We start from the raw sequence: 22,003 nt of genomic DNA, 5'->3' as shown, positions 1-22,003 counted from the left end.
GAATTGCGGAGGATCAATTCGCCATCGGCGCTTGAAGCCATAAGCCCGCTGCACCAATAGTCCCGGCCGACGATTCGAAGAACAGCGAGAGGGCGCATGACCGATCTTTACCCCGTTCCCGCCGAGTGGGCCGCCAAGGCGAAGGTTACCAAGGCCTCCTATGCGGCGGATTATGCGCGGTCGATCGGGGATTCGCATGCCTTCTGGCTCGAACAGGCGAAGCGGCTCGACTGGGTGCGCTTTCCAACGAAGACCGACGAAAGCTCGTTCGACGAAGCCGATTTCCAGGTCCGCTGGTTCGCCGACGGGCAGCTCAACGTCGCCGCCAACTGCCTCGACCGGCACCTGGCCGAGCGGGGCGACCAGACCGCGATCATCTGGGAACCCGACGTCCCGACCGAGGAACCGCGTCGCTTCACCTATGCCCAAGTCCATGAAGAGGTCTGCCGCTTCGCCAATGTGCTGAAGGCGGAGGGCGTGAAGAAAGGCGACCGCGTCACCGTCTATCTGCCGATGATCCCCGAGGCAGCTTTCGCGCTGCTCGCCTGTGCGCGGATCGGGGCGATCCATTCGGTGGTGTTCGGCGGCTTTTCGCCCGAGGCGCTGGCAGGCCGCATCCAGGATTGCGACAGCGCGGTCGTGATCACCGCCGACTGCGGCCGGCGCGGGGGCAAGCTCGTGCCCCTCAAGACCAACGTCGATGCCGCCGCTGCCCATGCGCCGAGCCTGAGCAAGGTCATCGTGATACGCGCGACCGGCAGCGAGGTGCCGATGACCGCCGGGCGCGACGCCTGGTATCATGAACTGGCGGAGGGGGTGTCGACCTACTGCCCCGCCGAGACGATGGACGCCGAGGACCCGCTGTTCATCCTCTACACCTCGGGATCGACCGGCAAGCCGAAAGGCGTGCTGCACACGACCGGCGGCTATCTGCTCTGGGCGAGCCTGACGCACGAGATGTGCTTCGACTATCGTCCGGGCCAGATATACTGGTGCGCGGCTGACATCGGCTGGGTCACCGGGCACAGCTATATCGTCTACGGTCCGCTCGCCAACGGCGCGACGACATTGATGTATGAGGGCGTCCCCAACTGGCCCGACGCCAGCCGTATCTGGCAGGTCGTCGACCGTCACAAGGTCGAGATCGTCTTCACCGCGCCGACCGCACTGCGTGCGCTGATGAAGGACGGCGACGAGTTCGTCACGCGCACCTCGCGCGCCTCGCTCAAGCTGCTCGGCACGGTCGGCGAGCCGATCAACCCGGAGGCCTGGCGCTGGTATCATGACGTCGTCGGCGAGGGCCGCTGCCCGATCGTCGACACCTGGTGGCAGACCGAGACCGGCGCGGCGATGATCGCCCCGCTACCGGGCGCGACCGATCTGAAGCCCGGCTCGGCAACCAAGCCGCTTTACGGCGTGGTACCCGAGCTGGTCGACGCCGAGGGAAAGGTGCTCGAGGGCGCGACCGACGGCAATCTGTGCATCACCCGCAGCTGGCCTGGCCAGATGCGCACCGTCTGGGGCGACCATGCGCGCTTCTTTCAGACCTATTTCTCGACCTATGCCGGCAAATATTTCACCGGCGACGGCTGCCGCCGCGACGCCGACGGCTATTACTGGATCACCGGCCGCGTCGACGACGTGATCAACGTGTCGGGCCACCGCATGGGCACCGCCGAGGTCGAATCGGCGCTCGTCCTCCATGCCAAGGTGGCGGAGGCCGCTGTCGTCGGCTTCCCCCACGACATCAAGGGCCAGGGCATCTACGCCTATGTCACGCTGAACGCGGGCGAGACGGCGAGCGAGGAGCTTCGCAAGGTACTGCGCGACTGGGTGCGGACCGAGATCGGCCCGATCGCCACGCCCGACGCAATCCAGTTCGCCCCCGGCCTGCCGAAGACGCGCAGCGGCAAGATCATGCGCCGCATCCTGCGCAAGATCGCCGAAGGCGACGTGTCGTCGCTCGGCGACACATCGACCCTCGCCGATCCGGCGGTGGTCGATGACTTGGTTGCCAACCGGGTCAAAAGCTGATTCCTTCCTCGGCGGCGCGGCGTCGGGCCGCGCCCCGACCGAGGAGAGACGCGCATGACCGAGGCCCTGCTCCGTTACGATGCCGTTGCCCGCAGTCTGCACTGGACGATCGGCGCCCTGATCGTCGTCAATCTGATTCTCGGGATCGGGCATGATCCGCTGGGCGCAGTGCTGCCGGCTATGCCGATCCACAAGGCGATCGGCATGACCGTGCTGGTACTGAGCCTCGCCCGGCTCGGCTGGCGGCTGACCCACCCCGCACCGGCCCTGCCCGCGCATATGCCCGGTTGGGAAAAGGCCGCCGCGCAAGGCATGCATTGGGCCTTCTATGGTCTGATGATCGCCCTGCCGATGACCGGCTGGATCTTCAGCTCGGCAGGGAAATATCCGATTAGCTGGTTCGGCCTGTTCGACATTCCCAAGCTGGCGGTCGAGAAGGGCTCCGTCCTCGCGAGCGTAACGAACGAGGCCCACGAAATCCTGGGCTATTCTTGGGCTGCGCTGCTGCTGATCCATGTCGGCGCCGCGCTGCGTCACCACTTCGTCGTGAAGGACGGGATGATGGCCCGGATGTGGGGCTGACGGCCAGGGAGCGCGCGCCATGGCCGATCTGACGATCTGGACGCTCGACTGGGTGCCGGAAGGGCCCCGCGGCTTCGTCCGCGACCTGCGCCTGCGCTGGGCATGTGAGGAAGCAGGGCTTCCCTATACAGTGCGCACGGTCCCGTTTGAGACGCGTGCAACCAACCATAGCGACCGCCAGCCCTTCGGACAGGTGCCCTTCCTCGACGATGGCGCGTTGCGCCTGTTCGAGAGCGGAGCCTGCCTAATCCACCTCGCGCGCAAGAGCGAGGCGCTGATGCCGCGCGATCCGGCGGGCGAGGCGGAGACGCTGCAATGGATCGTCGCGGCGCTCAATTCGATCGAGTTGGTGACCGTGCCCTGGTGGTTCCTCGGCCTGTCGGAACCGGATGACAATGCGCTCGATGGCTGGACGACGAGCCGCCTCGACGCCATGGAATCCATTTTGAGAGAGCGCGACTGGCTCGCCGCAGACCGGTTCACCGCCGCCGACCTGCTGATGGCCGACATATTGCGCGTTCCCAAGGTCCGCACGCATGGCAACCGGCCGGCGACCGAAGCCTATATCGCCCGCATGACCGATCGCCCTGCGTTCCTGAAGGCCCATGCGGACCAGCTGGCGCTCTATGCTGCAGAGGATGCCGCGCGGGCCAGCCGCTGAACCGACCCACAGGACTCGACAACCCTGTGCCGATGCTCTAAGGGCCGCGCCTTCACGTTCCTGTTGGGTTTCGGCCTGCCGGGGATTGTACCGTCCGAGACAGCAGGTGCGGGGGATTTGCCCCGCTTAATGTCCTGCCTAGACGGGGAAAAGTTTACCGGCCTCGTGCCGGGTCTGCCCAGCGCTCCCGCGCTCGGCCAGGCGACCGACCCCTCGGACGGGTCATGGAACGGCGTATCGGTTCCGTGACTCAGGGCCCCGGCGGATGTGCTGCCGGGGTGGTTCTAAGGAGTAAGGCATGGATCGAGCTCAAAAGGCCGAGCTGGTCGCCGAACTGAAGAGCACCTTCGAGGCAACGAGCGTGGTGATCGTCACCCGCAACCTGGGTCTCACCGTTGCGCAGTCGACTGCGCTGCGCACGAAGATGCGTGAAGTCGGTGCCAGCTACAAGGTATCGAAGAACAAGCTCGCCCGCATTGCCGTCGAGGGCACGACCTACGAGACGATCCACGATCTGCTCGTCGGCCCGACCGCGCTCAGCACCTCCGCCGATCCCGTGGCCCCTGCAAAGGTGGTCGTGGATTTCGCGAAGACCAACGACAAGTTGGAAATCGTCGGCGGCATGATGGGCGAGACCGTTCTCGACGTGGCTGGCGTGAAGGCGCTGGCCGAGCTGCCGTCGCTCGACGAACTGCGCGCCAAGATCGTGGGCCTGGTTCAGGCACCCGCGACCAAGGTGGTTCAGATCGTCCAGGCCCCGGCCGGCCAGCTGGCCCGGGTGTTCGGCGCTTATGCGGCGAAAGAAGACGCCTGATCTTTCGATATCGACTGACTGAAATATTTTGGGCCCGCGCGGCCCGCATGGAGACTTATCATGGCAGACCTGCAGAAGCTTGTTGACGATCTTTCGGCTCTCACCGTTCTCGAGGCCGCCGAGCTCTCGAAGATGCTCGAAGAGAAGTGGGGCGTTTCGGCCGCCGCTGCCGTCGCGGTTGCGGCTCCGGCTGGTGGCGCCGCTGCCCCGGCCGCCGAAGTCAAGGACGAGTTCGACGTGATCCTCACCGGCGACGGTGGCAAGAAGATCAACGTCATCAAGGAAGTCCGCGCCATCACCGGCCTGGGCCTGACCGAAGCCAAGGCGCTCGTCGAAGGCGCGCCGAAGGCCGTCAAGGAAGGCGTCAACAAGGACGAGGCCGAGAAGATCAAGAAGCAGCTCGAGGAAGCCGGCGCGACCGTCGAACTCAAGTAAGCTTCTTTCCGTCCACCGGACGGATCGATCCTACAGGAAGGGCGGCCCCCGATCGGAGGCCGCCCTTTCTTTTTGCCTTCCATGCGGGACAGCGCGCGACTGCCGATCAGGCGAGCATGCGCAGCTTCGGCTCGCGAGCGTAGAAGCGACCGCGCGCCGCCGCGACGAAGTCGTCGCCCAGCCCGGTCACGCCGCCATCGGGTTCGACCCCGGCCTTGTCGAGCAGCGACTTTGCCGCCTCGCTCGCGCCGATCGCCTTCAGATGGCCGAAGGCATCCATCACGAACTGGACTGCCGCCGCTTCCTTCATGAGCGCCTTGCAGCCCTCGTCCGACAGGATGACCGCGACCGCGTCGAACAGCTGGCTCGGCGTGCCCGCCAGCTGGCCGTCAGCCTTGCGCTTGCTGCCGTCGGACAGCGTCGCACCGCCAACCTTAGGCGAGACGAGCACGGCCTTGCCCTGCTCGGCTTCGATCGCCGAAATGACCGCATCCAGCTCCGTCGCATCGGAGCCGTCGGCATAGAGAATGCCGACCGCGCGGCCCTCCAGCGTGTCCTTCATATTCTTGTGGATCGACAGCGCATCCGAGGGGGGCATGTCGACAGGCTCGCGGGCAGCCGGCGCTTTCTTGGGCAGGTCGATGCCGAGGCCGTCGGCCACGCGCTGCGCCAGATCCTCGTCGACGTTGCGCAGGTTCGCCACCATGCGCGGCGGTACCTGATCGAGCAGCCCCACCTTCGACAGCTCGAACACGAAGGAGGAGGCGATATGCGCCTGCTCGCTCTCGGTCTGCGACCGGTAGAAGAGGCGTGCCTGGCTATAATGGTCGGCGAAGAGCTCGGCACGAACGCGCAGCTTCTCGCCCTGTTCGTCCGCTCCGGTCGTGGCATCGGTCGTGACGAAGCCGCGCTCGGCGCTCTCGCGCGGGCCGCCCTCCTCGCCGTGGGCGGCGAGGCTGTTGGGCTCGTAATTGGCGCGGCCCTTGGGGACCATCGTCTGCATCTTCCCGTCGCGCTGGAAATTGCCGAACGGGCAGCGCGGCGCATTGATCGGAATCTGGTGGAAGTTGGTCGTTCCCAGCCGCGAATTCTGCGTGTCGAGATAGCTGAACAGCCGCCCCTGGAGCAGCGGATCGTTGGAGAAGTCGATGCCCGGCACGACGTTGGACGGCAGGAAGGCGACCTGCTCGGTCTCGGCGAAGAAATTGTCCGGGTTCCGGTTGAGGGTCAGCGTACCGATGAAGCGGACAGGAAGGTCCTCCTCCGGGATCAGCTTGGTCGCGTCGAGCACGTCATAGGGCTGCTTCTCTGCGAAGGCCTGATCGAAGACCTGGACCCCCAGATCCCATTGCGGGAAGCTGCCGCTGTCGATCGCTTCCCACAAGTCGCGACGCTGAAAATCGTTGTCGGCGGCCTGCAGCTTCAGCGCCTCGTCCCAGATCGTCGACTGGAGGCCCAAGCGCGGCTTCCAGTGGAATTTGACGAAGCTCGCCTTGCCCTTTGCGTTGACGAGCTTGAACGTGTGGACGCCGAAGCCCTCCATCGTGCGGAAGGAGCGCGGCAGGGTGCGGTCCGACATCGCCCACATCAGCATATGGGTCGTCTCGGGCATCAGGCTCGCCCAGTCCCAGAAGGTATCGTGCGCGCTGCCCGCCTGCGGATAGGCGCGATCGGCCTCCATCTTCACCGAATGAACGAGGTCCGGGAATTTCATCGCATCCTGGATGAAGAAGACCGGGATGTTGTTGCCGACCAAATCCCAATTGCCCTCCCGGGTGTAGAATTTGACCGCGAAGCCGCGCACGTCGCGCGGCGTGTCGACCGATCCGGCGCCGCCGGCGACGGTCGAGAAGCGGACGAACACCTCGGTCTTCTCACCCTTGGTAAAGACCGCCGCCTTGCTCAGGTCGGAAATGTCGGCCGTGGCCTCGAACACGCCATGCGCGCCCGATCCGCGCGCGTGGACGATCCGCTCGGGAATCCGCTCATGGTCGAAATGGAAGATCTTTTCGCGCAGGACGAAGTCCTCGAGCAGCGTCGGCCCGCGCCCGCCCGATTTCAGGCTGTTCTGGTTGTCGCTGACCGGCACGCCATGGTTGGTCGTCAGCACGGGCGCATCGCCGGTCGCGCGCTGGTGGGTCTCGCCGCCGCTGCCGGTGGTGGTTTCGATCTTGCTCATGGCTGTCCTCGCTCGTCGATGTCTCGGAGACCCAACGAAGCGGGACAGGAAAAGACCCATGACGGAAACACGGGAACCACGGCGAGCCGGATGGCATGCCGTGGTTCCCGTTCAGCGCATCATTGCCCCCGGCAATAGGCAAGCACGCTGCGCTTGCACCGATAGAAGCCCTGACCCGGTATATGCCCGACGCCCAGCGCAGCCTGAACGTCGCGATTGCCCGGATAGCTGCGCATGTCCGCCGATGGATGGATACCGAAGCCACAGCCATAGGCCATATAGCCCGCCGCCATGCCCAATTTGCGCGGGCTACCGCCCCCGCAGGCGCTGCTGATCGCACCGGGGCCCGACGCCCCGCCCAGGTCGCCATAGGTGACCTGGAGCGGACCATCGCATCGCCAGCTCTTCGCCGACTTCTGCTCGCACAGGACCACGCCCTCACGATATTCGATGAGCCGCTCGGCTTCCTCGGCCTTCCGCTGTTTTTCTGCCAGTCGCTGAGCCTCGACCTTTTTCCGCTCGGCCTCCTGGCGGGCGGCGTCGGCGCGACGCTGGTCCGCCTGAGCCTTGGTCTGAGCCAGAGCGTCGGCACTGGCTTTGGCTTGTGCATCGGCCTTGGCCTGGGCCTGTCGCTGCGCTGCGAGCTGCGCGCCGCCCCCGCTCCCACCGGGTGCCGGTCCACGCCCGGTACCCCGGCTGTTCGACGGCGATACGGCCGCGCGGGCAAGCCTCGCCTGCTCGGCTTTCTCGGCCGCAGCCGCCGCCTCGGCCGCTCGCCGCATGGCCGTTTCCTGCTCGGCGGCGATGCGCAGTGTCTGCAGTTGCGCTTTCTGTTGGTTCACGTCGGCGATCGCCTGGGGGATCCCGACGAACACCTGCCGGAACAGCTCGCCGCGCATATTGGCCAGCATGGCCTGGCCTTCGGCCTCGCTCTGCGCGACGCTGGACCAATATTCCTGGTCGGACTGCATCGAATCGCGTGTCCACCGCGCCTGCTCGGTGAGCTTGCGGGAGTAGGTGTCGAGCTTCTTGGCGTCGAACGGCTCCATCTCGCAGTCCGATGCATGGGATGCGCCACCCGCATAATATTTGGTGCGCGGCAGGACCTGCCCGGTCGTCGCATCGCCGAGGACGTAAAAGAGCAGACCGTGTGTGTTGTCGGACCCGTAACGCTCGTAATGCGCAATCACGAAATCGATCTGCGGAACGGAACCGGAGGGGTGGGAAAACTGTCCGACGATCTTCGGTGAGCGGCTCACCCCCGTCGTGTCCATCTGGAAATTGCCGTTGGACAGCAACACGATCCGGTCGGTCACCTTTCGGCCTTCGCCCAGCGTGCTGACAACCTCCAACTCCTGCCAGGGATCGATCCATCGCGCCGTCGTCAGCCGCATCACCGGATAGCTGCGATTGGTGGTGCGGCCATAGGCGTGGAAGCGCACGGTGCGCTCCAGCCACTGCCCCGGCTCCATCTGCACGCAAAACCACGGTCCCTTGGTGAGCGCAGCCAGCGGGGCCCAGCGCGCTTCGCGCTCCGCCTTGAAGCTGGCCAGCAATCTGTCGGCGTCGGCTGCGGCGATGATCCGCCTTTCGGTGCGGTTCCTCTCTTTCCACTTGGGCGTCTTGCCCGGCTTCGACCGGTTTTCGCTATTGACGACCACATAGCCGGTCGGCCCGGGGAGCACTTCCTGCTGCCATTCCTTGCCCTGATAGGGGAAACGCACCACCGGCAGGCCGTGCAGGTTGAAGGTCGATTCTGCCACCGCAACCTTCGTCGTGCTTTCCTTGCCGAACTTGGGCAGGATCGAGAGCTCGTACAGGGTGGGTTTGTCGATCCAGCGTGTGCGGACGACTGCCACAGGCTGCCCTTGCGAGATACTGGCGAAGCTCTTTCCGACATAGCCCTCGAGCCCCGCCACCTGCGCTTCGCTTGGTGGAAGCGCAGCCATAGCGGGCGCGCTGCCCGCGGTCGTGGGCGAAGGCCCGCTGCCGCCCGCCGCCCGAACCGGACCGGCATCCGCTGCGCGTACCTTGCCCTTGGCGACCATCTTCGCCATCCACTGTCCGGTCCCGCTGGCAGGATCGAGCGGGGTGAAATATTCGTGCTTCCACTTCGCCCCGACCTGAAAGATCCGGCCGTCGCTCTCGCGCCCCATCCACAGCTGGCCGCTTTCGGCGATGCTGAGCGAACCATCGGGATTGCCCCGAAGCGCCGTCACCCTCTCCGAAGGCGGTTTGGAACCGCGGCGGTCCTGGACGACGAGCGTTCCGTCCGGCCGCAGCGTGAGCACATGCGCCACGTCGATGCCCGGCGCCAGATAGTGGATCTCGAGCATCCTGTCCTGCTCGAGCCAGCGTACGGCGGTCGCATAGCCTCCGGCATAGCTGAAATCGCGGCCGACCATCTCATGCAGGATACCCCAGGGCGAGGCAGCTTCGGCCGGCGCATGGGCCGCCCCCATCGCGCACATCAGCGCCGCAATCGTCCAGCCACCCCGCATCCCTCTGTCTCCCCTGTGTCCCACCTAGTGTCCGGCCTAACCCCGCCGGCCTGCCGCACTTCCGCCCGGTCCCTGGAAGCGCGGACACCAGTCGGCCCGCTTCCACGGCGTCGCGGGCGGACGCACATCCTTCGGCGCGATCGTGCCCGGTGCCAACGGCCGCAACTCGGCCCGCGCGATCTCGGCCGGCGGCACGCAATCGCGCTGATAGTCCCGCTCCCCGCGCGCCGATGAGACGCCGGACCGGATCGCTCCCTTGAGATGATCGACCACCCCCGTCTCGCGGGGCTTGTCCGGCAGCGGAGCGACAGACCACAGCCCGCGGCTGCAGGTGGACCATAGCCCTCCCGTCGCCCGGGCCTGCTCCTGCGCCGCCGTGATCGCTTCGCGCGCGGTGGCCAGGCCATGCACGACGTGGAATCGGATCTGCTCGCCCTTGCGAATGCACATCGCGGCGCCAAAGCCTGGCCGGCTCGAATCCTCGAGCAGGACCCAGTCTCCTCCGCCGATCCGTTCGACCTCGGCCCGCGCGCGTTCGCGCCGGTCGGTGCCGTTGATCACGCGAACCGCGACGCCCGTGCGGACATTACCCCAATAGACTACGCCCATCTGGTCCTCGGCCGCTGCAAGAACAGTCGGCACCGACAGGGCATGCGCGCACAGCAGCAGCGTCCCGACGCGCAATCCGGCCATGTCGCCTCGCCTCCCCCGACCGGCCCGCGCCCCATCGCAAGGCTTGTCCTGCACCCTGTCGTCTGGCGGCGTCCCCCCGAGCCGTCGATAGCCTTGCCTATCATGATCGGAAGCGGCTGCGAAGCCTCGCCTATTTCTCCGTGGTCATCACCCGCATCGGCTTGCCCGCGCCGCCGCTGCGCAGCGTGTCGGGGGTGACGACGACGGTGGTGCCGACCGTCACGACCGCCGCCATCGCCTTCTGGATGCCGCCGGGCACGGTCAGCCGGGCGCGCTCGTCGGGGGTCACCTCGACCGGGCCCTCCAGCGTCTCGCCCGGCATGGGCAGCTTCATCCAGCGATAGACCTCTCCGTCGATCGCGCCGAGCGTATAGGCGGTGGTGCCGGTGACGCTGCCCGCGATCTTCACCGGGGCCGAGCCGATCGGCACCCCGTTGCGCAGCACCAGCATTCGCCGGTCGGCCGCGCTGATCACGATCGACACCGGCCCTGTCGTGGCGCGTTCGGGCTGCCACAGCGTGCCACCGAACAGATCGGGCTCGGCCCGGCCCGGATCGGCGGACAGGATCGACGGCGTCGGCGCGAAGCGCGGCACCTCGGCATCGGCGGTGACGATCACGGTGAGGCCGAGTTTCGTCACCTCATAGAGCTTCTGCGCGAAACCCAGCGGCAGGCGGACGCAGCCATGCGAGGCCGGATAGCCGGGCAGATTGCCCGCATGCATCGCGATCCCGTCCCAGGTCAGCCGCTGCATATAGGGCATGGGGGCGTCATTATAGAGGTTCGACTTATGGTCGACCTTCTTCTGCAACACGGTGAAGACCCCGGTGGGCGTCTCATGCCCCTTCTTGCCGGTCGAAACGGTCGAGATGCCGATCGGCACCCCGTTGCGATAGGCATAGGCCCGCTGGCGGGCGATGCTGACGACGATCACGACCGGCCCCTCGGGCGCGACCTGCGGCGCCCACAGATATTGCCCCGGCTTCATCGCCTCGACCGCCTGGTGCACGGTCGCGTCGCGCAGCGACAGCGGCGGCGCCTTGGCGGCGGCGGCCGGCGCGGCGGGTGCAGCCAGCGTCGGCGCGGAGAGCCCGGCGAGCGAAGCGGCGGTGGCCACGGCGGCGGCGAAAAGGAACCTCGACATCCATCCCCCTGTCAGCGCCCGGCGCGGGCGTTCAGGGAATAGGATATAGCGATGGCGGCGGCGGGCTTAAAGGCGGGGGTGACGGCATCGCCGCCCGCGACGGGAGAATGCTCCGCAATGGAGCTTGCCCCGCTGGACCTGTCCCCGCGCATATGCTGAACAGCCGACATGAACGCTGTCGAGATCGAAGAAGCCGTTTCCGACCTGGTCGTCGAGCCGTTCGACGCCGCCGAATTCCCCTATCGCTTCCTGGCCGCCTTCGGCGCCAAGGACACCAGCCTGAAAAGGCTGCGCAAGGGCGAGTCCAACCAGTCGGACGTCGGCGGGGTGCTGTGGCGCGGGAATATCCACCTGGCCGTCGCCCAGCCGGGCGCGGTCGGCGCAACCCTGGCGGCACTGCGCGACAGCCCGAAGACCGCCAGCGCCAAGGCCAAGTTCATCCTCGCGACCGATGGCGAGACGGTGGAGGCCGAGGATCTGGCCGGCGGCGACGTCGTCGCCTGCCCCTATGCCGATCTGCCGCGCCACTTCGCGACTTTCCTGCCGCTGGCGGGCATCTCCACCGTCAAGGAGATCAAGAACAACCCGATCGACGTCAAGGCGACCGGGCGGCTCAACAAGCTCTATGTCGAGCTGTTGAAGGACAATCCCGACTGGGCGACCGAGGAGCGGCGGCATGAGCTCAACCAGTTCATGGCGCGGCTGATCTTCTGCTTCTTCGCCGAGGACACCGGCATCTTCCGCGAGAATCAGTTCACCGCCACCATCACCCAGATGAGCCATGCCGGCCATGGCAGCGGCGACGATCAATGGGGCAACACGCATGAGGTGCTGACCGAGCTGTTCCGCGCGATGGACACGCCGGTTACGCATGAGGGCAATCTGGACGACCGCTACCGCCGCGCGGCGGGCATCCGGCCCTATGCCGACATCTTCCCCTATGTGAATGGCGGCCTGTTCACCGGCGCGACCGACAGCCCGCGCTTCAGCCGCACCGCCCGCGCCTATCTGCTGCGCGCGGGGGAGCTGGACTGGAAGGAGATCAACCCCGACATCTTCGGATCGATGATCCAGGCGGTCGCCGACGATGGCGAGCGCGGCGAGCTGGGCATGCATTATACCAGCGTGCCCAACATCCTGAAGGTGCTGAACCCGCTGTTCCTCGACAGCTTGCGTGAACAGCTGGAGGCGGCGGGCGACAGTCGCCAGAAGCTGCGCAATCTGCGCAAACGGCTGGGCAGCATCCGCGTGTTCGACCCGGCCTGCGGATCGGGCAATTTCCTGGTCATCGCCTATAAGGAAATGCGCGCGATCGAGGCGGAGATCGTCCGGCGACTGGGCGGCGAGGCGAGCCTGAAGCTGGAGGACCGCCGCAGCGTCATCCCATTGAGCAACTTCTACGGCATAGAGATCAAGGGCTTCGCCGCCGAGATCGCCCGCCTTGCCCTGCTGATCGCCGAGTTCCAGGCGGATTGCCTGTACCTCAGCCAGCAGGAGGCCCGCGCGATGGTGCTGCCGCTGCACAAGACGGGGCAGATCACCGTTGGGAATGCGCTGCGGCTGGATTGGTTGGAGGTGTGTCCGCCGGTGAAGGTGGCGACGGGTGCGGAACATGATCTAGGTGGGCCGACAGGGCGGCTGGCGCTGGAGGAGAATAGGCTGGGCGGTGGTGCAGAGGTAGAGACGTATATCTGCGGCAATCCGCCATACAAAGGCAGCACCGTTCAATCGATGGACCAAAAGAAAGATTTGGAGGGTGTATTCGCATCACGCGCGAGCAGCTGGAAATCGCTAGATTACGTCTCCGGCTGGTTTATGAAAGCGTCGGATTACGGAGCCGACAGCGCATTCGTTAGTACGAATTCGATTTGCCAAGGCCAACAAGTTCCGATCTTATGGCCGCTGATTTTCGCTAATCGCACAAGGATAGCGTTCGCGTATACCTCATTCACTTGGGCCAATCTAGCGACCTATAATGCGGGCGTCACTGTCGCCATAATCGGCCTTAGCTCGCGTCAAGGTCCGGCGCGAATTTTTGCAACCGCCGACGGTGGTCACGTGAGTGTTCGTGAGGCGAGCAACATCAATGCTTATCTTGCTCCAGGCCCGAGCGTCTTCATCGAAAAGGAGACGTCTCCATTGTTTTCCGCGGCTAAAATGGTGTTCGGGAACAAAGCTGTGGATGGCGGGCGCTTGCGGCTAACAAGATATGAATTTGACGCGCTTGAGCTCCCGACTGACGCAGCTTCAAGGATCGTACGAAAGATCCATGGATCAGCGGAGTTCATAAAGGGGCAAGATGTTTACTGCCTCTGGATCGCAGACGATGATATTGAACTCGCTTGTGGTTTCGCAAAAGTTCGTGACCGAATCGATGATGTTAGAACTCTAAGGCTCGCGAGCCCTGATGCTGGAGCACGAGCGATGGCAGTTCGGGCCCACCAGTTTCGCGAAATGCGCGAGGCGAAGAGCCACACAATCATCCTGCCAAGGATCACATCCGAAAACCGGGAATACCTCCCCGTTGGGATCGACATGCATGGTGCTGTAATTAGCAGCCAGTGCTTTGGTATGTACGATGCGCCTGTCTTCAACTTGGCGGTAATCGCCTCTAGGCTGCACCTCGTGTGGATTGCTACCGTCTGTGGGCGAACCCGAACAGATTTCGCGTATTCCAACACCCTTGGCTGGAATACCTTCCCCGTCCCCAAGCTCACCGAGCAGGACAAGGCCGACCTCACCCGCACTGCGGAGAACATCCTGCTCGCGCGCGAGGCGCATTTCCCCGCGACCATCGCCGATCTCTACGATCCCGATGCCATGCCCGACAACCTGCGCCGCGCGCATGAGGAAAATGACGAGGTGCTGGAGCGCATCTATATCGGCCGCCGCTTCCGCAACGACACCGAACGGCTGGAAAAGCTGTTCGAGATGTACACGAAGATGACGGCGAACCAGCCCAAGCCGAAGAAGGGGAAGAAGGCCGCATGACCCGCCTGTTCCGCATCACGGAAAACGGCTTGGCGGAAAGCCGCCGCAAGCCGCTCGATCTCGAAAGCCGGATCGAGGATTGGGTGGCGCGCGACCTGAGCCTCGTCGGCGTCGACGGGTTCGTCATCGGGCGGCAGGTTGCGACCGATCATGGCACTCGGATCGACCTGCTCGCGATGGACGAGGAGGGCAACCTCATCATCATCGAGTTGAAGCGGGACCGATCGCCTCGCGACATCGTCGGGCAGGTCCTCGACTACGCCTCCTGGGTCCGCCACCTGACCACGAAGGACGTTCATGATCTGGTGCGCGCGACCAGTGGCCGCTCCCTCCAGGATCTCTATCGCGCGCGCTATGGGAAGGCGCCGCCCGAAACGCTGAATGCGTCACACCAGATGAAGAACAAGGGCTATCTCGGCTATGGCCGGGTAACCACTCCGAAGATGCCGGCGAGCGAGTTTGCGCTGCCGTCCGGTGATCCGCTGCCCCAGCGCCTCCCGGCCTGGTATCTGACGAACGATGCGGGTGACCCCGATCTCGCATCCTATGTGGTGGGGGTCGAGTGGATCCGCACATTCGACCGCGACGAGGCGAAGACCTTTTCCGGCATCTTCGCGAACCAGAATGTCGTGTGCAAAATCTATGATCAGCAGACCGCCGACTTCCTGCGCGAGCAGTTCGGACTGGGAACGGAGGGGGCCGCAGAATGAGCGACTTCGAACCCGGCGGCGACGCGAAGGCGATCACCCGGATCGCATCCGCTCATTATGGCGGCTATCTGGGCATGTTCGAAGCCCATGGCTGGACAGAGCGTGGCTCCGACATGATGCGCAAAGTCCAGACGCGGGTGAAAGTGCAGTACGGATCGATAGCCGCGTTCGTCGCCCATCATGACAAGGCCAGCCAGTGACCGAGAACCGCCCCATTCCCGCCGTCCGTCTCGTCACCGCACACACCGGCGCTTCGTCCAGCGCCAATGAACTCGGCATGCGGCCCATGCAGGCGCGCGCCTATGCCCATCGCGGCGAGCAATATCTGCTGATCAAGTCGCCGCCCGCGTCGGGCAAGTCGCGCGCGCTGATGTTCGTCGCGCTCGACAAGCTGGAAAATCAGGGACTGAAGCAGGCGATCATCGTCGTGCCCGAACGATCGATCGGCAGCAGCTTCGCCGACGAGCCACTGTCGCGGCACGGCTTCTGGGCGGACTGGACCGTGAAGCCGCACTGGAACCTGTGCAACACGCCCGGCGCGGACGATGTGAAGGTCGCCAAGTCGAAGGTGAAGGCGGTCGGCGAGTTTCTGGCGAGCGACGGCGCCGACGGGAATCGGGTGCTGGTCTGTACCCATGCCACCTTCCGCTTCGCGGTCGACGAGTTGGGCATTGCCGCGTTCGACGACAGGCTGATCGCGGTCGACGAGTTTCACCATGTCTCGGCCAATCCGGAGAACCGGCTGGGGGCGCAGCTGGGCCAGCTGATCGCGCGCGACAAGGTTCATCTGGTCGCGATGACGGGCAGCTATTTCCGCGGCGATGCCGTGGCGGTGCTGAGCCCGGAAGACGAGGCGAAATTCACCACCGTCACCTACACCTATTATGAGCAGCTGAACGGCTATGAGCATCTGAAGACGCTCGACATCGCCTACAGCTTCTACACCGGCCGCTATATCGACAAGATCAACGACCTGCTCGACCCGGCGGTGAAGACGATCGTCCATATCCCGAGCGTCAACAGCCGCGAGAGCACCAAGGACAAGCATCGCGAGGTCGAGGAGATCATGGATCATCTCGGCAGCTGGAAGGGGACCGACCCGGTCACCGGCTTTCATCTGATCGAAACGGCGGCGGGCCGGACGATCAAGGTCGCCGACCTGGTCGACGACGATCCGGCGAAGCGCGACCGGGTGGCGGCGGCGCTGAAAAGCCCCGAGGCGCGAAGCAACCGCGACCATGTCGACATCATCATCGCGCTGGGCATGGCGAAGGAAGGCTTCGACTGGATCTGGTGCGAACATGCGCTGACGGTCGGCTATCGATCGAGCCTGACCGAGATCATCCAGATCATCGGCCGCGCCACGCGCGACGCGCCGGGCAAGACGGTCGCACGCTTCACCAACCTGATCGCCGAGCCGGCGGCGGCCGACGATGTGGTGGCCGAGGCGGTGAACGACACGCTGAAGGCGATCGCCGCCAGCCTGTTGATGGAACAGGTGCTGGCGCCCCGCTTCGAGTTCACCCCCAAGGACGTCGGCGCCAAGCCGGGCTTCGACTATGGACCGGACGGCTACCAAGAGGGACGGACCAACGTCGGCTTCAACGAGGAGCGCGGACAGTTCCATTTCGAGCTGAAGGGCCTCGTCGCGCCCAGCTCCCCTGAGGCCAAGCGTATTTGCGCCGAGGACATAAACGAGGTCATCACCAGCTTCATCCAGGACAAGCAGGCGATCGAGCGCGGCCTGTTCGACCCCGAGGTGGTGCCTGAGGAGCTTACCCAGGTCCGCATGGGCAAGATCGTACGCGACCGCTATCCCGAGCTGAGCGAGGCCGACCAGGAGGCTATCCGCCAGCATGCGGTGGCCGCGCTCAACATCACCCAACAGGCGGCGAAGATCGTCACGGAGACGGCGACCGAGGATGGCTCGGGCGAGTTGAAGGCCAACACCTCCTTCGTCGACGGCGTGCGCAAGTTCATGAACGTGCGCGAGCTGGACATCGACCTGATCGACCGGATCAACCCGTTCGAGGCGGCCTATGCCATCCTGGCCAAGGCGATGAACGAAGGCACGCTGCGGCAGGTGCAGGCGGCGATCTCGGCCCGCAAGACCGTGCTGACCGAAGACGAGGCACGCGCCTATGCCGTGCGCGCGGTGCAATGGAAGCGCGAGCGCGGCCGCGCGCCCGAGGCCACGTCGCAGGACCCGTGGGAAAGGCAGCTGGCCGAGGGTGTGGCCGCCTTCGCCCGCTTCCGTGCGAAAGCCAAGGCCGCCGAAGCCGCCGGAGACGCCGCCGGTGGCTGACATGACCGACGACGACATTCTGGCGGAGCTGGGCGTCGACCTGACGCCCAAAAAGGCCAGGTCGCGCACACCGCGCGAGGAGCGCATCATCGCGGGCTTCGAAGACATCGTGAAGTTCCGCGAAACCCATGGCCGTGCCCCGCAACATGGCGAGGGCCGCGACATCTTCGAGCGGCTCTATGCGGTGCGGCTGGACCGGCTGCGGACCCTGCCCGAATGCCGCGAACTGCTCGCCGACATGGACGATTACGGGCTGCTGGACGGCAGCGGCACCGACAGCGACCCGGTCGAGGCGCTCGACGACAGCGCGCTCTTGGCGGAACTGGGCCTGGATGCGGAGGACGATGGCGACATCACCCGCCTGCGCAACGTGCGCTCGAACGCCGACCGCACCGCCGCCGAGGAGATTGCCAGTTCGAAACGTTGTGCCGACTTCGCATCCTTCCGGCCATTGTTCGACAAGGTGCAGGCGGACCTCGAGGCAGGCATCCGCACGACGCGCCCCTTCGTTCGCGACCTGGGTCTGTCGAAAGCCGAGATATTGCCCGGCGAATTCTTTATCGTTGGCGGCCAGATCGCTTATGTCGCCGAAGCCGGAGAACAGATGCGGGCGCCCAATGGCGAAACCGACGCGCGTCTGCGCGTCATCTATTCGAACGGCACCGAAAGCGACCTGCTGCTGCGGTCTCTGCAGCGCGCGCTCTACAAGGACGAGGGCGGGCGGCGGATCACCGAGCCCAGTGCGGGACCGCTGTTTGCCGAAGCGCCGGTGGACCCCGATGGCGACCACCTCGCCACCGGCACGCTCTATGTCCTGCGCAGCCGGTCCGACCATCCGAGGGTCGCGGCACATCGCGATCTGGTCCACAAGATCGGGATCACCGGCGGCAGGGTGGAAACGCGGATTGCCGGCGCCGAGAATGATGCGACCTATTTGCTGGCGGGCGTCGATGTCGTGGCGACCTACCGGCTGTACGACATCGATCGGCCGCGGCTGGAGAGCCTGATCCACCGAGTGCTCGACGATGTCCGCTTCGAGGTCGTGATTCCCGATCGCTTCGGCAAGCCGGTGCGCCCGCGCGAATGGTTCCTGGTCCCGCTGCCGGTGATCGACGAGATCGTCGCGCGCATCGGCGACGGAACCCTCCCCGACTATGTCTACGACCGCGCACAAGCGCGGCTGGTGCGGATAGAAGGCTGACGCTCCCTCCCCCCGCCCCCTTCCCAAAGGGGCGCGCTGCGACTATATGGCGTGCCTCATCACATCGGCATTTGCCTGGCGCTGACAGCGCGGGTGCCGCCCTTGGCCCTCCGGGACACGGATCGTCTGGCGATCGATCCGCGACGAATTGGAGACGGTTTTCCAAGGGTTTTCAGAACGCTGGCAGTGCGGATCCGATCAGCCCGGACCCGCACTTTTCGTCGTGGGGTGCCCCCTGCGAATCGGGCTGCGGACCGCTGAAAGGCGGACAATTTTTGTGACGCGAGGAAAGATACGCATGGCCACCCAGGCAGTTCCGTCGACCGCCAAGAAGCGCATCCGCAAGGTCTTCGGGAACATCCACGAAGTCGTCCAGATGCCGAACCTCATCGAGGTGCAGCGCGAATCCTACGAGCAGTTCCTGCGCTCGCGCCCGGCCGACAATTATGTGTCGGGCCTGGAGAAGACGCTGCGCTCGGTCTTCCCGATCCGCGACTTCGCCGGCACCGCCGAGCTGGACTTCGTCCAGTATGAGCTGGAAGACCCGAAGTACGACACCGAGGAATGCCGTCAGCGCGGCATGACCTATGCGGCACCGATGCGCGTCACGCTGCGCCTGATCGTGTTCGAGGTCGATCCCGATACGGACACCCGCTCGGTTCTCGATATCAAGGAGCAGGACGTCTACATGGGCGACATGCCGCTCATGACCGAGAACGGCACCTTCCTGATCAACGGCACCGAACGCGTCATCGTGTCGCAGATGCACCGCTCGCCGGGCGTCCTGTTCGACCATGACCGCGGCAAGACCCACGCCTCGGGCAAATATCTGTTCGCCGCGCGCGTCATTCCCTATCGCGGCTCGTGGCTCGACTTCGAGTTCGACGCCAAGGACATCGTCAACGTCCGCATCGACCGCAAGCGCAAGCTGCCCGTCACCACGCTGCTGCGCGCGCTGGGCGACGCCACGGTCGAGATCACGCCCGAGAAGGGCACGTTCGAGGTGGGCGACATCGTCGGCCTGTCGGGCGTCTCCAATCCGTGCCGCGTCAAGGCGGTTGCGGGCAACCTCGTCACCGTCGAGGATCCCAACGGCGCGATCATCGTCGGCGGCCTGATCCAGACCGCCGAGGGTGAGAAGTCCGCCCGCATCGCGCGCATCCGCCTGCAGGGCATGAGCGGCGAGGACATCCTCAACCATTTCTACAAGACGCAGCGCTTCGTGCGCGGCGACGGCGGCTGGAAGGTTCCCTTCGTCGCCGAGAACTGGCGCGGCCAGAAGCCGGCGTTCGACGTCGTCAACGCCGACACCGGCGAGGTCGTGTTCCCGGCCGGCACCAAGATCAGCCCGCGCGCGGCGAACAAGGCCGGCAAGGACGGTCTCGCCACGCTGCTGATTCCGACCGACCAGATCTTCGGCCGCTTCTCGGCCTATGACCTGATCGACGAGTCGACCGGCCGCATCTACATCGAGGCCGGCGACGAGCTGACCCCGGAGAATCTGGAATCGCTCGACAAGGCCGGCTTCGACCATGTCGACCTGCTCGACATCGACCATGTCTCGACCGGCGCCTGGATCCGCAACACCCTGAAGGCCGACAAGGTCGAGGATCGCGACCACGCCCTGAGCGAAATCTATCGCGTCATGCGCCCGGGCGAGCCGCCGACGAAGGAAACCGCCGAAGCCCTCTTCGCCGGCCTGTTCTTCGACAGCGAGCGCTACGACCTGTCGGCCGTCGGCCGCGTCAAGCTCAACATGCGTCTGGAGCTCAACACCCCCGACACGGTCACCACGCTGCGCTCGGAGGATATCCTCTCGGTCGTCAAGACGCTGGTCGACCTGAAGGACGGCAAGGGCGAGATCGACGACATCGACAATCTCGGCAACCGCCGCGTTCGTTCGGTGGGCGAGCTGCTCGAGAACCAGTATCGCGTCGGCCTGCTGCGCATGGAGCGCGCCGTGAAGGAGCGCATGTCGTCGGTCGACGTGTCGACGGCGATGCCGAACGACCTGATCAACGCCAAGCCGGCCGTCGCCGCGGTGCGTGAATTCTTCGGCTCGTCGCAGCTGTCGCAGTTCATGGACCAGACCAACCCGCTGTCCGAAGTGACGCACAAGCGTCGCGTCTCGGCGCTCGGGCCGGGCGGTCTGACGCGTGAACGCGCGGGCTTCGAAGTCCGCGACGTCCACCCGACGCACTATGGCCGCATCTGCCCGATCGAAACGCCGGAAGGCCCGAACATCGGTCTGATCAACTCGCTCGCGAGCTTCAGCCGGGTCAACAAGTACGGCTTCATCGAGACGCCCTACCGGAAGATCATCGACGGCAAGGTGACCAGCGAGGTCGTCTATCTGTCGGCGATGGAAGAGGCCAAGCACACGATCGCGCAGGCGAACGCCGAGCTCGACGCCGAGGGCCGCTTCGTCGAGGACCTCGTCTCCGCCCGCGAGGGTGGCGAATTCCTGATGGCGCCGCGCGACCAGATCACCCTGATGGACGTGAGCCCGAAGCAGCTCGTGTCGGTCGCGGCCTCGCTGATTCCGTTCCTGGAGAACGACGACGCGAACCGCGCTCTCATGGGATCGAACATGCAGCGCCAGGCGGTGCCGCTCGTCCGGGCCGAGGCGCCGTTCGTCGGCACCGGCATGGAAGAGACCGTCGCCCGGGATTCGGGCGCCGCGATCGCAGCCAAGCGTTCGGGCATCGTCGACCAGGTCGACGCGACCCGTATCGTGATCCGCGCGACCGGCTCGGTCGATGCCGGCAAGTCGGGCGTCGACATCTACACGCTGATGAAGTTCCAGCGCTCAAACCAGTCGACCTGCATCAACCAGCGTCCGCTGGTGAAGGTGGGCGACGTGGTCCACGCCGGCGACATTATCGCCGATGGCCCGTCGACCGAGTTCGGCGAGCTGGCACTGGGCCGCAACGTCCTCGTCGCGTTCATGCCGTGGAACGGCTACAACTATGAGGACTCGATCCTGATCTCCGAGCGGATCGTGAAGGACGACGTCTTCACCTCGATCCACATCGACGAGTTCGAGGTGATGGCTCGCGACACGAAGCTCGGGCCGGAAGACATCACCCGCGACATCCCGAACGTCGGCGAGGAAGCCCTGCGCAACCTCGACGAGGCGGGCATCGTCTATATCGGTGCCGAGGTCGAGCCGGGCGACATCCTGTGCGGCAAGATCACGCCGAAGGGCGAAAGCCCGATGACGCCGGAAGAGAAGCTCCTCCGCGCCATCTTCGGCGAGAAGGCCTCGGACGTTCGCGACACGTCGCTGCGCCTGCCCCCGGGCGTGGCCGGCACCGTCGTCGACGTGCGCGTGTTCAACCGTCACGGCATCGACAAGGACGAGCGCGCGATGGCGATCGAGCGCGAGGAAATCGACCGCCTGACCAAGGACCGCGAGGACGAACGCGCGATCCTGAACCGCGCCAACTATGCGCGGCTGAAGGAAATGCTCCTTGGCCAGGTCGCGACCGCGGCTCCCAAGGGCATCAAGAAGGGTTCGGAGATCACCGAAGCCCTGCTCGAGGAAGTCGAGAAGCGCGAATGGTGGAAGTTCGCCGTTCAGGACGACGCCCGCCAGGCCGATCTCGAAGCGGTGAAGGCTCAGTATGACGAGGCCGTCGGCCTCATCGTCAAGAAGTTCGAGGACCGCGTCGAGAAGCTGCAGCGCGGCGACGAGCTGCCGCCGGGCGTGCTCAAGATGGTCAAGGTCTTCGTCGCGGTGAAGCGCAAGCT

15 protein-coding genes are annotated in these 22,003 nt (G+C 65.3%); 11 read left to right on the top strand and 4 right to left on the bottom strand.

The window, feature by feature from the left end; all coding sequences use genetic code 11:
* The first annotated feature begins 96 nt into the window (after window positions 1–96).
* The 5 genes from acs to rplL all read left to right on the top strand — a co-directional run bounded on the left by acs (window position 97) and on the right by rplL (window position 4,526).
* Window positions 97–2,034 (top strand): acetate--CoA ligase, encoded by a 1,938-nt coding sequence (gene acs / locus KAY22_RS11360; RefSeq protein WP_296623430.1) that lies wholly within the window; start codon window positions 97–99, stop codon window positions 2,032–2,034.
* 54 nt (window positions 2,035–2,088) lie between these two features.
* Entirely contained in the window at window positions 2,089–2,616 is a 528-nt protein-coding gene (locus tag KAY22_RS11355) for a cytochrome b (protein ID WP_296623428.1), read from the top strand.
* 19 nt (window positions 2,617–2,635) lie between these two features.
* The gene (locus KAY22_RS11350) at window positions 2,636–3,277 is read left to right on the top strand and encodes a glutathione S-transferase family protein (RefSeq protein WP_296623426.1); all 642 of its coding nucleotides are present in this window, start codon (window positions 2,636–2,638) and stop codon (window positions 3,275–3,277) included.
* Between the two features lie 298 nt (window positions 3,278–3,575).
* The gene (rplJ, locus tag KAY22_RS11345) at window positions 3,576–4,091 is read left to right on the top strand and encodes a 50S ribosomal protein L10 (protein WP_296623424.1); all 516 of its coding nucleotides are present in this window, start codon (window positions 3,576–3,578) and stop codon (window positions 4,089–4,091) included.
* A gap of 60 nt (window positions 4,092–4,151) precedes the next feature.
* Entirely contained in the window at window positions 4,152–4,526 is a 375-nt protein-coding gene (gene rplL, locus KAY22_RS11340) for a 50S ribosomal protein L7/L12 (RefSeq protein ID WP_296623421.1), read from the top strand.
* Between the two features lie 106 nt (window positions 4,527–4,632).
* On the opposite strand, the gene KAY22_RS11335 is transcribed toward rplL, so the two are convergent.
* The 4 genes from KAY22_RS11335 to KAY22_RS11320 form a co-directional block, all read right to left on the bottom strand.
* Entirely contained in the window at window positions 4,633–6,705 is a 2,073-nt protein-coding gene (locus KAY22_RS11335) for a catalase (protein WP_296623418.1), read from the bottom strand.
* A gap of 119 nt (window positions 6,706–6,824) precedes the next feature.
* A complete protein-coding gene (locus KAY22_RS11330; protein ID WP_296623417.1) occupies window positions 6,825–9,206 on the bottom strand; it encodes a hypothetical protein in 2,382 nt (793 codons plus the stop codon).
* Between the two features lie 36 nt (window positions 9,207–9,242).
* Complete coding sequence (locus tag KAY22_RS11325; RefSeq protein WP_296623415.1) at window positions 9,243–9,899, bottom strand: hypothetical protein; 657 nt, start codon at window positions 9,897–9,899, stop codon at window positions 9,243–9,245.
* A gap of 130 nt (window positions 9,900–10,029) precedes the next feature.
* On the bottom strand, window positions 10,030–11,043 hold the full coding sequence (locus KAY22_RS11320) for a L,D-transpeptidase (RefSeq protein WP_296623412.1): 1,014 nt from the start codon (window positions 11,041–11,043) through the stop codon (window positions 10,030–10,032).
* A gap of 168 nt (window positions 11,044–11,211) precedes the next feature.
* On the opposite strand from KAY22_RS11320, the gene KAY22_RS11315 reads away from it, so the two are divergent.
* The 6 genes from KAY22_RS11315 to rpoB form a co-directional block, all read left to right on the top strand.
* Complete coding sequence (locus KAY22_RS11315) at window positions 11,212–14,034, top strand: DNA methyltransferase (RefSeq protein ID WP_296623410.1); 2,823 nt, start codon at window positions 11,212–11,214, stop codon at window positions 14,032–14,034.
* Entirely contained in the window at window positions 14,031–14,744 is a 714-nt protein-coding gene (locus tag KAY22_RS11310; RefSeq protein WP_296623408.1) for an endonuclease NucS domain-containing protein, read from the top strand. The genes KAY22_RS11315 and KAY22_RS11310 overlap by 4 nt, the downstream gene beginning before the upstream one ends.
* Window positions 14,741–14,944, top strand: a complete 204-nt coding sequence (locus tag KAY22_RS11305) for a hypothetical protein (RefSeq protein WP_296623405.1) — start codon at window positions 14,741–14,743, stop codon at window positions 14,942–14,944. Before KAY22_RS11310 ends, KAY22_RS11305 begins: the two co-directional genes overlap by 4 nt.
* Entirely contained in the window at window positions 14,941–17,049 is a 2,109-nt protein-coding gene (locus tag KAY22_RS11300) for a DEAD/DEAH box helicase (RefSeq protein WP_296623401.1), read from the top strand. The genes KAY22_RS11305 and KAY22_RS11300 overlap by 4 nt, the downstream gene beginning before the upstream one ends.
* Before the next feature lies 1 nt (window position 17,050).
* Window positions 17,051–18,250 (top strand): GIY-YIG nuclease family protein, encoded by a 1,200-nt coding sequence (locus KAY22_RS11295; protein WP_296623432.1) that lies wholly within the window; start codon window positions 17,051–17,053, stop codon window positions 18,248–18,250.
* Between the two features lie 298 nt (window positions 18,251–18,548).
* A partial coding sequence (rpoB, locus tag KAY22_RS11290; RefSeq protein ID WP_296623399.1) for a DNA-directed RNA polymerase subunit beta occupies window positions 18,549–22,003 on the top strand: 3,455 nt, incomplete at its 3' end.

Source organism: Rhizorhabdus sp. (assembly GCF_018006725.1).
In the GTDB taxonomy this organism is placed as follows: domain Bacteria; phylum Pseudomonadota; class Alphaproteobacteria; order Sphingomonadales; family Sphingomonadaceae; genus Rhizorhabdus.
Note: the sequence above shows the minus strand (reverse complement) of the source record. Positions and strands in the feature narration are given on the sequence as shown.

Coding starts and splice junctions, on each gene's coding strand:
- acs (WP_296623430.1), top strand. CDS start 97: ATGACCGATCTTTACCCCGTTCCCGCCGAGTGGGCCGCCAAGGCGAAG.
- KAY22_RS11355 (WP_296623428.1), top strand. CDS start 2,089: ATGACCGAGGCCCTGCTCCGTTACGATGCCGTTGCCCGCAGTCTGCAC.
- KAY22_RS11350 (WP_296623426.1), top strand. CDS start 2,636: ATGGCCGATCTGACGATCTGGACGCTCGACTGGGTGCCGGAAGGGCCC.
- rplJ (WP_296623424.1), top strand. CDS start 3,576: ATGGATCGAGCTCAAAAGGCCGAGCTGGTCGCCGAACTGAAGAGCACC.
- rplL (WP_296623421.1), top strand. CDS start 4,152: ATGGCAGACCTGCAGAAGCTTGTTGACGATCTTTCGGCTCTCACCGTT.
- KAY22_RS11335 (WP_296623418.1), bottom strand. CDS start 6,705: ATGAGCAAGATCGAAACCACCACCGGCAGCGGCGGCGAGACCCACCAG.
- KAY22_RS11330 (WP_296623417.1), bottom strand. CDS start 9,206: ATGCGGGGTGGCTGGACGATTGCGGCGCTGATGTGCGCGATGGGGGCG.
- KAY22_RS11325 (WP_296623415.1), bottom strand. CDS start 9,899: ATGGCCGGATTGCGCGTCGGGACGCTGCTGCTGTGCGCGCATGCCCTG.
- KAY22_RS11320 (WP_296623412.1), bottom strand. CDS start 11,043: ATGTCGAGGTTCCTTTTCGCCGCCGCCGTGGCCACCGCCGCTTCGCTC.
- KAY22_RS11315 (WP_296623410.1), top strand. CDS start 11,212: ATGAACGCTGTCGAGATCGAAGAAGCCGTTTCCGACCTGGTCGTCGAG.
- KAY22_RS11310 (WP_296623408.1), top strand. CDS start 14,031: ATGACCCGCCTGTTCCGCATCACGGAAAACGGCTTGGCGGAAAGCCGC.
- KAY22_RS11305 (WP_296623405.1), top strand. CDS start 14,741: ATGAGCGACTTCGAACCCGGCGGCGACGCGAAGGCGATCACCCGGATC.
- KAY22_RS11295 (WP_296623432.1), top strand. CDS start 17,051: ATGACCGACGACGACATTCTGGCGGAGCTGGGCGTCGACCTGACGCCC.